Origin of the sequence: Maribacter ulvicola, from assembly GCF_900155985.1 — a bacterium.
GTDB lineage: Bacteria > Bacteroidota > Bacteroidia > Flavobacteriales > Flavobacteriaceae > Maribacter > Maribacter ulvicola.
This window is the reverse complement of record NZ_FTMA01000001.1, coordinates 529,529-542,328: the sequence shown is the minus strand read 5'-3', so window position 1 is coordinate 542,328 and position 12,800 is coordinate 529,529. Positions and strand designations below refer to the sequence as shown.

Here is a 12,800-nt window from a genome sequence, read left to right as displayed (position 1 = left end):
TAATATGAAGTAAAATTTATTAACTCAGAATTTGTACTATTTCAAAATAGAACAAGTTGGTCTTTGGGCAAAGTTAAGATAATTACTTCGGTCAACAAGTTTAACCTGTTTCTGCAAGTTATTTTCTAATAAGATTTTACTTGCAAAGTCATACCATGTCATCGATTTACCATCAGTGAAATGAAATATTCCGACAATTTTCTTGTTCTGAACTATCAGTTCTAATATATATCTAGCTAAATTATTCGCATTAGTTGGGCAGCCGGTTTGATTACTGGTGACAGCCAGGTTTTCCCCCGCTTTCGCCTTCTTCAAAATAGTAGTATAAAAATTCTTGCCAATTTCAGAGTATAACCAAGAGGTTCTAATGATAGCATAATTTTCCATAATCTCTTGGATGTATTTTTCTCCCAACAATTTAGATTTTCCGTATTCATTAATTGGGTTTGGAATATCATCTATGGTATAGGGCTCCTTCTTTTCACCATCAAAGACATAATCCGTGGAAATATGAATTAAGCTGACATTATATTTTTTAGAAAATAGAGCCAGTGTTCTTACCCCTTCAGCATTGACTTTAAATGCAATTTCAGGAGTTTTCTCTGCTTGCTCAACATTGGTGTAGGCTGCGCAATTAATACAGTAATTAAACTGTTCTTTTTCAAATAATAGTTCAACTGCCACATCATTGGTGATATCTAAATCTTTAGAACTTTGAAATAAAAAATCTAAATCTTTGTATAAAGGGGCAATTTTCTGCAAACATTGCCCTAGCTGTCCGTTTGCTCCTGTTACTAAAACCTTCTTCATTTTATCAATTCTTTGAAACTAGGCAAAACTAAATCTTTATCTGAAACTATAAGTTCAGCTGAAGGATATCCCCAATCTATAGCCAAATCAGGATCATTGTATAAGATTCCGGACTCCGTTTTAGGATTGTAATAGTTATCACATAAATAATTAAATACTACATCATCGGTCATTGAGACAAAACCATGAGCCATACCTTTTGGTATAAAAACACTCTTATGGTTCTTATCTGACAAGATCACTTTAATATGCTCTCCAAAAGTTTCACTGTCAGGTCTAACATCAACAATTACATCAACGACTTCTCCTTTCTGTACAGACACCAACTTGGCCTGAGCAGCCTCTCCTGTTTGAAAGTGAAGACCTCTTAAAACTCCCTTTTTAGATATGGATGTATTCTCTTGTACAAAATCAATTTCACATTGTAAATAGTCTTCTAATTCCCTTTTTTTGAATACTTCAAAAAAAAGACCTCTATTATCTTTATAAATTTTAGGTTCTAAAATGATGCACCCTTTTAATTTAGTTTCAATTATATTCATCTAATCAAATTCATTAGGTATTCTCCATATCCACTTTTTAATAAAGGCGTTGCTAACTTCGTAAGTTGTTTTGCATTTATAAAACCCTGTTTAAAAGCTACTTCTTCTATACAACCAATTTTTAGCCCTTGTCGCTCCTCAATAACTTGAACAAATTGAGATGCTTGCATTAAAGAACTAAATGTACCGGTGTCTAACCATGCAATTCCTTTATCAAGTACACTTACTTTTAGTCTTTCTCTTTTTAAATAGGCAATGTTTACATCTGTGATTTCTAATTCACCTCTACTACTAGGTTTTATCTTTTCTGCAATTGCAACTACTTCATTATCATAAAAATAAATACCTGGAATAGCATAATTAGATCTAGGTTCATCAGGTTTTTCAACAATTGATATTGCCTTTCCTGTGGTATCGAACTCAACAACACCATATCTCTTTGGGTTGTTTACATGATAGCCATAAATAATACCGCCATCTGGCTGATAGTTATCCTTTAACAATTTCTCAAGACCGTTACCATAAAAAATGTTATCTCCAAGTATCAAAGCAACTTTACTGGTACCTATAAATTTTTTCCCTATGATAAACGCTTCTGCCAACCCTTTAGGTTCTGATTGTACGGCATACTCAAATATACATCCTAACTGACTTCCATCTGAAAGTAGTTTCTTAAATAATGGTAAATCCTCAGGTGTGGTGATAATCAAAATCTCACGTACACCAGTGGTCATTAAAGTGGATAGCGGATAATAAATCATTGGCTTATCATAAATAGGCATTAATTGCTTGCTCAACGCTTTTGTCAATGGCCATAAACGAGATCCAGTACCTCCAGCAAGTATAATTCCTTTCATAATATTACAATTGATATTTATTTAAATACCACTCAATAGTTTCGTCCAATCCTAACTCAAACGCTACTGAAGCTTCCCAACCTAATTCTTTAGAAATTTTTGATGCATCTATTGCATACCTAAAATCATGTCCCAACCGATCCTTAACAAATTCTATTTGATCTTTATAACTCCCTTTAGCTTTAGGGCGTTTAATGTCCAGAATAGCACAGATTTTCGAAGCAATTGTTAAATTATCAAATTCATTGTTTCCACCTAACAGATAGGTTTCACCAGATTCTCCTTTATTAAAAATGGCAGTAATACCTTCACAATGGTCTTTTACAAACAGCCAATCTCTTACATTTTTTCCATTACCGTATATTGGAATCTTCGCATTTTTAATGGCAGATCTTATAATTGTTGGTATCAACTTTTCATCATGTTGCTTTGGTCCATAATTATTAGAACAATTACTGGTTACCACGTTCATACCGTACGTATGATGATAGCTTCTCACTAAAAAGTCAGAAGACGCCTTAGATGCACTATAGGGACTGTTGGGCTGATAGTTTGATTCTTCCGTAAAGAAACCCTCTTCGCCTAACGAACCATAAACTTCATCAGTAGAAATATGATGAAATCTATTTTTTTTGCCATTCCATAAAACCCGGGCCACTTCCAATAAATTAAAAGTCCCTTGAATATTCGTTTTTATGAATTGCCCTGGAGAGCTAATTGAATTATCTACATGAGATTCTGCAGCAAAATTAATGACCCCACAAATATTGAACTCTTCAAATAATTTCTTGACCAAAACGTAGTCACAAATATCCCCATTGACAAATCTATAATTAGGGTTGTTGTCAACTTCCTTAAGATTGCGTATATCGCCTGCATAGGTTAACAAATCTAAATTAACCACATTGGTGTTTGGGTGTTTTTCTAAAAAGTGAGGGATAAAATTACTTCCTATAAAACCTGCTCCACCAGTAATTAAAATAGTTTCGTTAGAATGGTGGTTTGCCATAAACTAGATTATAGATTTTGATTTTTTATTTAAATAGACCAGTATGGATAATATAAAAAATACCGAAATAAATATGATAGGGATCAACACAATGCTTTTGCCAAAGAAAGATTGGTGTTCTACTTGTGTCTGGCCCAAATTGATTATACTAACTGGGACCAAACGCTCCTCAAGTTCTAGTTTCTTAGTCTCAATATCTCTAATAAGGCCTGTTTTATATTCAAAGATATCAGCAATATTAACTTGCTCTTGATTGTCCAATATAATTTTATCACTTGAAGTGTTGTTTCCTTTTGATGCTAATCCTTTCGTATAATTTACTATGATCTCATCTACTTGAACCAACAATTTCTCATTTTCTTGTATTCTAGCTGTAGCATTGCTTCTATACACATCTAAAAGACTATTGAAATAAGTATTTGTATTGATATATTCTAAAACCTTTTCAGCAAAAACTTTACCAACTGCAGGGTCTTGGTAATAAAATGTAATTCTATGATTAAAAGAACTTTTGTTCTGAAGTTCAGCCCTAACAATATCTGCAATAGCATCAGTATTCTCAAAACTTTGAAGCAATTCTAAATATTGAAGATCGCTTTCAGAATTGCCCACCTCCGCAACTCGGGTAATTTCTATATTTAAACCATTGAAATCAATAGGATCAATACCTATTGATTTGAAAAACAAGGTATCTCTTGCTCCTATATTAGACTGTATCTCATTTACAACATCATACAAGTAATTTTTACTTTCTATTTGTGGTTTTACAATTACCTCTGTCTTATATTTTTTTGATATAATTTGATTTAAACCATAACCAATGGCCAGACCTATTACAACAAGACCAACAAGTAAAAGTATGTTTTTTTTAAGGTATAGAAATACCCTTAAAATCCAACGAAATATGGCGTTGAAACCTCGTCCTATTAGTTGAAATAATTGTCCCAAGTCAATTTCATCAGAATTGTTTTGAGTAGATGGTGATTGATTGCTTGCCATTTATGAAGAAAATATTTGCTTTAAAATTTTATCTGTAATCAGGTATGTTGGTTTTACACCAGTGGTACCCAACCCTCCTGATGCCAATGTACTACCTGTTTCTAATGGATTATCTGAAGCATAATATGCATAACGTACTTTAACATCTTCACCTATACTTTTTCTTATTTTTGAAGCAGATTGTATGGCCTTTTGATAATGCACACCTTCCATTTCTAATCCTATAACATTCCAAGTTGATTTATGAAAGAACTTTAAGATATCCTTATTCTGAAGAGAGGTCCCTAAAACAGTTACCATGGTTCCTTCAAAAACTTCTAAACCGTATCCCTCAAAGTCTTTGGCGCACAATTCATTTTTAAACGGATAATTATCAGCGGTACCTTCAAAAATATGTGCTGAGGGAATCATTAAATCTCCTTTTCCTCCTTCAAGAATACCTGCTTTTCCCATAATGGATACTGAATCTACATTTATTAAAGTAGGATCCTTCTTTTTGGTAATATACGGTTTCAACAACTCATCTATTGTTTCATATGCCTGTTCGCCAAATGCGTAATCCATTACAAATATAACAGGTTTTTTATCAATCTCTTTAGTTGAAAATTCGTACGAACAATTATTGATTTTTATTTTAGCCGTATCAAATATCTGTACATCTATATTTGTGCCAGAGGTATCATCCATAATGATCATACCGTTCTTCTCTGCCAAGTCTGTCACTTTTTTTCTAAGTACCGCATTTCCAGAGCTACTTAGAGCTTCAAAAATCTCTAATGAGTCTGTATTGGGAAACTCCGTTTTTAAGGCTGCTTTTGCAAATAGCGAATTCATAACACTATGCATATTGGCAGAAATAATATGAATGGGCCTATGCATAAGGTTGTTTTTGGTTAAAACTTCCTTTATGTTATTTGCCCATCTTTCTCCATGAATATGGTGACCAAGTCGTTCTCTTAGTAATGCGCTGAATGTTACCGCTCTTTTCTCCCCTGAGATTTCTTCGGCTATGGCTAGTTTACCTAACCAATAAATAACATTCAAAAATCGGTCAGGATTACTTTTTGTACTGAACTTCTTATAGACTTCTAAAATTTCTTCAAAAGATCTACCTAAAATATTAGCGGTATGTATAAGCGCAATTTCACGCTCATCTTGTGACAGGTCTTCTTTTTCAACGGCTACTTCAAGCTTTGTCCAATCTCTGATGGTTTTTTCTGTATCCGTTATTAAAACACGCTTGCATATTTTTTCAGATTCTATGAACAAAAAGGTAAGGTGGGTGAGAATATCATAGATGTCTGACCGACCTCTGGTAATCTCAATATTCATCTGCTCTTCGTCTATACGATAACAGTTTCTTCTTCTTTTGGGCGGAATTATTGGGTTAATATGAGAAATCCCATATCCTTCATCAGAGGTCAAATTAATAAACGAACATTGTTCTATACCTTCTGGTAATCTTTCTAAAACGTAAATAAGTCCATTTAACTCTGCCTTCTCTTCACCTACAGAACCATAAATTTCTGGTCTTAACTGTAGTAAGGCGTTTTTAAGTGCTTCCCCGGAAACCCCGTTTGGCTTATAAAAGCCTCTATTAAAAAGGTGACGCATAGTTATATACATGCGTTCTATGGCATTTGTAGACTCTTGCGCTCTTGTTGTTGTAATTGCTTTTCCCATGGAATTCAAACGAAATTACGATTAATAATCTGTTATTTAAAAGCTAGTTATTCTAGCTCTTATATTTTGATAAGCCTTCTGCCACTTTTCGGTCGTTAGATAAACGTTGCACTTTGTTCTGTCCGCCTAGCTTACCTATTGATTTCATGTACTCTAAAAAACCTCCACTTTTTACCGGTGTAATTTTCAATGTCTGCAGCACCTTACCTACAATAAGGTCATAATAATAGCTATTTTGTTTTTGTAGTGCCGAGTCTAATTCCTGTATAAAAACGTCCATATGAGATGGGAATTTTTCAAATTCTATAAACCATTCATGATAGGGCAGTTCGTTTTCATTAGGACTTATTTGTGGTGCCACGGTAAATTCGCTTACACTAGCATCCGTTGCTTTTGTGGCGACCAACATGGCTTCTTCCACTTCTTTGGCAATAACATGTTCACCAAAGGCAGAAATAAAATGCTTTATACGACCAGAAACTACAATTTTAAAAGGAGAAACAGAAATAAACCGAATGGTATCACCTAAATTATACGCCCATAAACCAGCATTGGTAGAAATAATCATAACGTAGTCAATGCCTACCTCTACATCTTTTAAGGTAATCCGTTTGGGGTGTTCGTCAAAAAACTCATTAGACCGAACAAACTCATAAAAAATTCCTGCATCTAAAAGAAGTAGCATACCATTTTCCTTTTGGGAATTCTGATATGCAAAAAAACCCTCACTTGCAGGAAACAATTCTATGCTCGCTACCTTTCTACCGATCAAAGACTCAAACTTCTTTCTGTAGGGTTCGTAATTGACCCCTCCATAAATAAATAGTTCAAAATTCTTAAATAGATCACCAACATACTCATTGGTATTTTCTTTAAGTTTCTCAAAATACATCTGAACCCAAGAAGGTATACCTGCTATGACGGTCATATCTTCATTCTTGGTTTCTTCCACAATGGCATTGACCTTGGTTTCCCAATCTTCAATACAGTTTGTTTCCCAACTGGGCATTCTATTCTTCTGTAAATAATTAGGTACGTAGTGAGCAGAAATACCAGATAACCTGCCCAATTTCACTCCATTTTTTTCTTGCAAAACCGGACTTCCCTGTAAAAAAATCATTTTCCCAGATACGAAATCAGCTTTTCCTGTTTCGTGAATATAATTTAGAATAGCATTCCTAGAAGCCTTTACCTGTTCTTTAATACTGCCTTCCGTAATAGGTATATATTTTGCTCCAGAAGTAGTACCAGAAGTCTTTGCAAAATATAACGGTTTTCCTGGCCAAAGAATATTCTCTTTTCCATCAACGGCCAGATTTACATAATCCTTTAGTTCTTCATAATCTCTTATAGGGACTTGTGCTATGAAGTCATTGTGTGTTTTAATAGTATTAAAACCGTGGTCTTTCCCAAACTTTGTTTCGCTTCCTTTCGCAATTAGCTTTTTAAAAACCTTTTCTTGTGTTTCAATAGGGGTATTGACCCACGTATCTGTTCTTTTAGCGATACGGTGTGCAAATATTTTAGCTGCAATGGTCTTTAGCGACATTTGTTGTTAATTAAAGTCTATATAATCTAAGGGGTCAATAGGTGTACCATTGTCCCAAATTTCAAAATGCAAATGTGGTCCGGTGGTGAGCTCTCCCGTATTACCCACCTTGGCAATAACTTCTCCACCTCTTACTATATTACCTTGGTATTTAGATAAAGACCCGTTATGCTTATATACACTTAACAACCCTCCTTCATGTTCTATAATTATCACATAACCCGTATCTGCCGTCCATTCAGAAAAAATTACCGTTCCGTTGGCAATGGCCTTGACCGGGCTATCCGTAACAGCTGTAATATCTACTGCATAGTGTTTTTCATTTGGGTCGAAGCCCATGGACACAGATCCGGAAACCGGAGTGAACAATACCAAATTTTTCTTGTCTATCGTGCGCTCAAATAAGTTGTATTTATCTTCAAGAGCAACCTCTGCACGCAATAAAGAATCTTCTTTTATTGGGTTTAGATCAACAGATTCCGGGTCTAACTTAAACTGTTGAAAAAGCGAATCTCTATTAAAAACAGTATTTTCAATATCACCCTTTAAAACCATACGAATATTATCTAAATACTTATTGGTATAGTTTAGGGTCCTAATTAATGAATCTGTCTTATAGGTTAGTTCTGTTGCTTCCTTTTTAAGTTTGGTTGATGAATAACCCGGTATATACTCCCTAAGAGGCGTAAAGGCAATGAGCAATGTAGTAAGTCCTATTAAGACGATCATAAATAAAGATCCTGTGACAAAAACATTTAACCTACTAAGCTTAAAAGAAATTTTTTCTTCAAAGGTATTCTCATTTAGTATTACCAAACGATACTTATGAAGTAATTTTCTTCTTATCTCCTTTCTCTTTTTGACTTTTTTCTTGGCCATCATAACAAAGATAAACTTAGAATTTAAATTTTTTCCCTTTAAAAGATGAAATATAGTAGTATTAAACCCTGTCAATGAGTTCTATCTACCTAATTTATAGTTAAATTAATATTTAAGATAAACCAATTTGGTTTTATTAAGCATTTCTATAGTACTTTTACTATATTTGAAATCCATTATAAAATTAAAGTCTTATGACATTTTTATCAACTTTTTTGGCCATTGGCGCACCACAAATAATATTAGTGGTAGTCGTAATTCTACTATTATTCGGAGGGAAAAAGATTCCTGAATTAATGAGAGGTTTAGGTAGTGGAATCAAAGAATTTAAAGATGCCTCCAAAGAGGATGAACAATTAGAAGAAAACAAAAAGGATTAATTTTTAATTTAGTTCTTTTATCTATTTTTAAAGCCTTGTAAATCAAGGCTTTTTTTTATACACTATAGAATAGGAGCAATTAAATTTTTGATTAAAATGCTCAAATTAGTTCATTAATTGCTTGAAATATGTGATAATTGGTTTGAGTTCTGGTTCAGAATTTACTTAATAGTTTGTATTCACGACAAAAATCCCCTTGTTCACAACAATTACTATTCAAAATTCCTCAATACTGTTAATTTCGTTAGCTGAATGATACTAAAACCTTTAGCCTATCATTTTATCACAGCTAAACTTCTTTTTTGAGTATTAGGTTTAGCCAAGAATTATATCTATGAAAAGTGTATTAAACTTATTTTTTCTAATATTCGCCCTTTTTGCCCATGCACAAAGTTTACAAAATATTCTTGATCCTCAGGGGACAAATACTTACCCTTCAAGTATTGAATCTGAATTTAAGGAAGAAAATCAATTAGAGTTCCAGATAGCCGCTAGTGCTATTCCTGTTAATTACCTTACTTTTTCTAAAGTAGAAAATACCAAGCAAACAACGCCTGCAACCAAAACTAAACTAATTAAAAGGGCAGATGCATATTTTAATAAAATGTGGTATGCAGAAGCTGCTAAACTTTATGAGCAGGCTTTATCTAAAGGTGAAAAATATTATTCTTATGATGTATTGAAAAAGGCGGGAGACGCACATTATTTCAATACTGATATGGAAAAGGCCTACAAATGGTACAACGTACTTTATGAAAAATATGGGTCTGACATGGGATCGGACTATTTATTTAAATATGCGCATTCTCTTAAGGGTATAGGCAATTATAAAAGATCAAAGCGCCTTTTAAAACTATTCCATAAAAACAGTGCAGGCGTAGAAATAGAACGTACTACAGAGCAAAATGAAATTGTGCTGGACGGACTTTTGCGCATGAAAGAAAAGTTCCATATAGCTAACCTTTCTATTAATTCTCAATACTCTGAATTCTCACCAATGTATTATGGTACTGGTAAATTGGCCTATGCATCTGCTAAAGATTCTTCCATCTATAATACCAGAAGATATAAGTGGAACAATCAACCCTACTTAGATTTATATGTAGCCAAAATCAACGAAGAGTCTCAAAAACTTAAAGATGCCATAAAATTCTCGAAAAAGATCAACACCAAATATCACGAAGCATCTGTTGCTTTTTCGCCAGATAATAAGACTATGTACTTTACCAGAAATAATTATGGTAAAAAACTAAAGCGTGATAAGAACGGAATAAACAATTTAAAAATATACCGGTCTCATAAAGTGGATGGTGAATGGGCAGAAGCTGAAGAGGTTTCATTTAACAGCGATGAATACTCTACCGGGCACCCAACCCTTAGTAAAGATGGAAAACAATTATACTTTGTGTCTGACATGCCGGGAACTATGGGGGAAACAGATATTTTCGTTGTAGATATATTAGTAGACGGTTCCTTCTCTTCTCCTAAAAACCTTGGTCCAGAAATTAATACGAAACATAAAGAAATGTTTCCTTTTATAAGTGATAAGAAATTGTACTTTTCTTCTGAAGGTCATGTAGGTTTAGGTGGCTTGGATGTATATGAAGTAGCGTTTGATAATAACATAGGCTTTTTAGAAGTGCGTAATGTGGGTAAGCCTGTCAACAGCAAAAAAGATGACTTTTCCTTTATCATTGATGAAAATACTCAAAAGGGTTATTTTGCATCTAATCGTGATGGTGGAAAAGGAGATGATGACCTCTATTCATTTACTACATTACAGGTAGAAGATATACCAGCGAGTAGCAGTGCTATCTCAGGTATTGTAACAGATTTGATAGATGGTGAACTAATGCCAAGTACTTTGGTTGAATTGCTTGATGAAAACAACATCAAACTTAAAGAAATGCATACCGATGAAAATGGTCACTTTGTATTCCAAGATCTAGATGCAGATACCAGATATGTCATAAAGACCATCAAGGAAGATTATTTTGATGATACAAAAGAAGTTGCAACGAAAGCTAATGAACTTGTTAATAGTAACGTGTCAATGAGAAAACTTGACAATATGATCGCTATTGAAAACGGTATTAAAAAGCTTAAAACAGAGATGATTCATTTTAATTTTGATAAATCATATATAGGTAAAGACGCTGCCTTAGAGCTTGATAAACTTGTAGCGGTTATGGAAAATTCACCCAACATGATCATTAAAATTGAATCTCATACAGATTCTCGAGGCGATGCCGTTTATAACAAATACTTGTCTGACAAACGTGCCAAATCTACAAGGGACTATATTATCTCACAAGGCATAGATCCAAGCAAAATAATAAGTGCCATAGGTTATGGTGAAGAACAGTTAATTAATGAATGTGACGGATCCATTCATTGTACAGAAAAACAACATTACCTAAACCGTAGATCAGAATTTATTATCGTAGCTATGTAATTAATTTAAATATTCATAATAGAAGATCCTGCCCATGGGCAGGATCTTCTATTTTCAGTGCTTCACAAGTAATAGCGATGTAAGTACTTTTTACGTTACACATATACCGTTAAATCTATTAACGCGGCTTTGCTAATTCACTTTATCTATAAATACCAACTAATTGCCGATTTTATAATACATAAGAGCTTGGTCATTTAACCAACTAATTGTTCTTTCATAGAAACTTTCTAAAACCGTTTACTATTTATAGTATAATTTTTTCCATTTACCTAAACTTTCCTATTATACCACTGATAATGAGGAACTTTACTCCATGCAATAATAAAATTATTGAACATGGAAAAAATTACGCTAGTAAAAGAAATATACAGAGAAGCCTTTAAAGATTGGAAAAGTATCATTTTAGAACATTACTTTAAGGTATTTTCATGGTGTTGTTTGGTATTGATTGGCACAGCCGTTTATGCTTTAATTTTTAGAATATCAACAGGTTTTAGCTTCGGTAATTTCTAATATGTAACTTAAGAACGGTTTGCAAAAGACATACTTTATTCACACAAAAAAGGCTCAGGTAATTCCTGAGCCTTTTGCATTCTATAATATCTTAAAGCTAATCCTAACTTGCTTTATTCTTTTATGTTGAACCGTACAGACTTTAAAATAGCTTCTAACTCAAACATGTAATCTCGCTTTTTCGTTGCAGGAGCAAAAACAAAACCTTCAAGTATTACTTTACGATTATTCTCTTTGTCATTAATAATATAGGTCAAGAACGGTCCTGCCATGGGATATGCCGACATTTCCCAAATACCTCTTACTTCTGCTGCCTTTTTTCCAGAAACCTCAGCAGGAAAGACATATGGAGAAAAAGCTTTTTCAGTGATCATATGGTTTTGTTTACCAGGAATATCCTCTCCACCAATATAGAGTCCGCCAATAGAATCGCGCATCTTTATAATATCTTGTACAAAGGTAGAATCGTTCTGAAAACTATCCCAGGGCATGGTATAGGCAATTATATTCATGTTTCCCTTTTGAATTTGACGATCGATCCATACAAAATTATCTTCTTCTCTACCTACTCTATAAATTGAAGGTATTTTCATTGAGATATCAAACTTATCTTCTAAGGCTTTCTCTTTATTCAAGGATTTTTCAAATCGCTTTTGTGCTTTACCAATTTCCAATGCTTTAAAATCAGCGATAAACTCTGGTGCCGTTTTTTTGATATTTGCTATCAACTCTTCTTTATTCCGTCCTTTAAGAACACCTACTTTTTGCGGTTTTGCGTACATGTTAGATTTCATATGCGCTATGTTAAGCGTATCTTCCATAACATATAGCACAGAGCTCGTATTCCTTATTGCCCCACTGAAAATCTGTTGTGGAATTTGTGTTACGCTAAAAAGAGCTTCATCCCAAGTTAAACCTTGGGCTGCGGCGGTATAGTTTTCACGTATGGCATCACCTACACTACTGTTCCACAGATCATTATCAATAACAACCGTTAAGGTATTCATTGCGCCAACAGATTCTGGTAAATAATCTGCTTTACCATTCTCTTTGCAGGCATTGGACAATCCTAAAATTGCCATTAAACAAAGTAAAATTCTTTTTTTCATTGGTGTTTTAAT

Annotated in this window: 12 protein-coding genes; 3 read left to right on the top strand and 9 right to left on the bottom strand. The window is 33.7% G+C overall.

All coding sequences use genetic code 11. The features are described from left to right. Positions 1 to 36 precede the first annotated feature (36 nt). Genes rfbD through BW936_RS02280 form a run of 8 tightly spaced genes read right to left on the bottom strand, consistent with a single transcriptional unit; the run spans position 37 to position 8,328 of the window. Complete coding sequence (gene rfbD, locus BW936_RS02315; protein ID WP_076546702.1) at positions 37 to 810, bottom strand: dTDP-4-dehydrorhamnose reductase; 774 nt, start codon at positions 808 to 810, stop codon at positions 37 to 39. Continuing rightward, positions 807 to 1,352, bottom strand: coding sequence for a dTDP-4-dehydrorhamnose 3,5-epimerase (gene rfbC / locus BW936_RS02310; RefSeq protein ID WP_076546701.1), 546 nt, complete (start codon positions 1,350 to 1,352; stop codon positions 807 to 809). Before rfbC ends, rfbD begins: the two co-directional genes overlap by 4 nt. Beyond that, positions 1,349 to 2,209 (bottom strand): glucose-1-phosphate thymidylyltransferase RfbA, encoded by an 861-nt coding sequence (gene rfbA, locus BW936_RS02305; protein WP_076546700.1) that lies wholly within the window; start codon positions 2,207 to 2,209, stop codon positions 1,349 to 1,351. Before rfbA ends, rfbC begins: the two co-directional genes overlap by 4 nt. A gap of 4 nt (positions 2,210 to 2,213) precedes the next feature. Next, entirely contained in the window at positions 2,214 to 3,218 is a 1,005-nt protein-coding gene (gene rfbB / locus BW936_RS02300) for a dTDP-glucose 4,6-dehydratase (RefSeq protein WP_076546699.1), read from the bottom strand. A gap of 3 nt (positions 3,219 to 3,221) precedes the next feature. Next, a complete protein-coding gene (locus tag BW936_RS02295; protein WP_076546698.1) occupies positions 3,222 to 4,217 on the bottom strand; it encodes a hypothetical protein in 996 nt (331 codons plus the stop codon). Next, the gene (locus BW936_RS02290; protein WP_076546697.1) at positions 4,218 to 5,900 is read right to left on the bottom strand and encodes a DUF6909 family protein; all 1,683 of its coding nucleotides are present in this window, start codon (positions 5,898 to 5,900) and stop codon (positions 4,218 to 4,220) included. A 52-nt stretch (positions 5,901 to 5,952) separates the two neighbouring features. Further along, positions 5,953 to 7,449, bottom strand: coding sequence for a GH3 family acyl-acid amido synthetase (locus tag BW936_RS02285; RefSeq protein ID WP_076546696.1), 1,497 nt, complete (start codon positions 7,447 to 7,449; stop codon positions 5,953 to 5,955). Between the two features lie 6 nt (positions 7,450 to 7,455). Next, positions 7,456 to 8,328, bottom strand: a complete 873-nt coding sequence (locus tag BW936_RS02280) for a M23 family metallopeptidase (RefSeq protein ID WP_076546695.1) — start codon at positions 8,326 to 8,328, stop codon at positions 7,456 to 7,458. A 194-nt stretch (positions 8,329 to 8,522) separates the two neighbouring features. Between BW936_RS02280 and BW936_RS02275 the strand changes: the two genes are divergently transcribed. From BW936_RS02275 to BW936_RS19695, 3 genes are all read left to right on the top strand, one after another. Next, positions 8,523 to 8,708: a twin-arginine translocase TatA/TatE family subunit gene (locus BW936_RS02275; RefSeq protein WP_076546694.1), complete on the top strand. Its 186-nt coding sequence runs from the start codon at positions 8,523 to 8,525 to the stop codon at positions 8,706 to 8,708. Positions 8,709 to 9,042: 334 nt separating this feature from the next. Then, entirely contained in the window at positions 9,043 to 11,163 is a 2,121-nt protein-coding gene (locus BW936_RS02270) for an OmpA family protein (RefSeq protein WP_084181959.1), read from the top strand. 339 nt (positions 11,164 to 11,502) lie between these two features. After that, entirely contained in the window at positions 11,503 to 11,679 is a 177-nt protein-coding gene (locus BW936_RS19695) for a DUF6747 family protein (RefSeq protein WP_167368343.1), read from the top strand. A 113-nt stretch (positions 11,680 to 11,792) separates the two neighbouring features. Here BW936_RS19695 and BW936_RS02265 read toward each other — a convergent pair whose 3' ends face one another. Beyond that, the gene (locus BW936_RS02265) at positions 11,793 to 12,788 is read right to left on the bottom strand and encodes a DUF4837 family protein (protein WP_076546693.1); all 996 of its coding nucleotides are present in this window, start codon (positions 12,786 to 12,788) and stop codon (positions 11,793 to 11,795) included. Between the last annotated feature and the right edge of the window lie 12 nt (positions 12,789 to 12,800).

Excerpts from the sequence above, each read along its gene's own strand:
- rfbB (WP_076546699.1), bottom strand. The coding sequence starts at position 3,218 with ATGGCAAACCACCATTCTAACGAAACTATTTTAATTACTGGTGGAGCA.
- rfbA (WP_076546700.1), bottom strand. The coding sequence starts at position 2,209 with ATGAAAGGAATTATACTTGCTGGAGGTACTGGATCTCGTTTATGGCCA.
- BW936_RS02295 (WP_076546698.1), bottom strand. The coding sequence starts at position 4,217 with ATGGCAAGCAATCAATCACCATCTACTCAAAACAATTCTGATGAAATT.
- BW936_RS02270 (WP_084181959.1), top strand. The coding sequence starts at position 9,043 with ATGAAAAGTGTATTAAACTTATTTTTTCTAATATTCGCCCTTTTTGCC.
- BW936_RS02290 (WP_076546697.1), bottom strand. The coding sequence starts at position 5,900 with ATGGGAAAAGCAATTACAACAACAAGAGCGCAAGAGTCTACAAATGCC.
- BW936_RS19695 (WP_167368343.1), top strand. The coding sequence starts at position 11,503 with ATGGAAAAAATTACGCTAGTAAAAGAAATATACAGAGAAGCCTTTAAA.
- BW936_RS02275 (WP_076546694.1), top strand. The coding sequence starts at position 8,523 with ATGACATTTTTATCAACTTTTTTGGCCATTGGCGCACCACAAATAATA.
- rfbC (WP_076546701.1), bottom strand. The coding sequence starts at position 1,352 with ATGAATATAATTGAAACTAAATTAAAAGGGTGCATCATTTTAGAACCT.
- BW936_RS02285 (WP_076546696.1), bottom strand. The coding sequence starts at position 7,449 with ATGTCGCTAAAGACCATTGCAGCTAAAATATTTGCACACCGTATCGCT.
- BW936_RS02265 (WP_076546693.1), bottom strand. The coding sequence starts at position 12,788 with ATGAAAAAAAGAATTTTACTTTGTTTAATGGCAATTTTAGGATTGTCC.
- BW936_RS02280 (WP_076546695.1), bottom strand. The coding sequence starts at position 8,328 with ATGGCCAAGAAAAAAGTCAAAAAGAGAAAGGAGATAAGAAGAAAATTA.
- rfbD (WP_076546702.1), bottom strand. The coding sequence starts at position 810 with ATGAAGAAGGTTTTAGTAACAGGAGCAAACGGACAGCTAGGGCAATGT.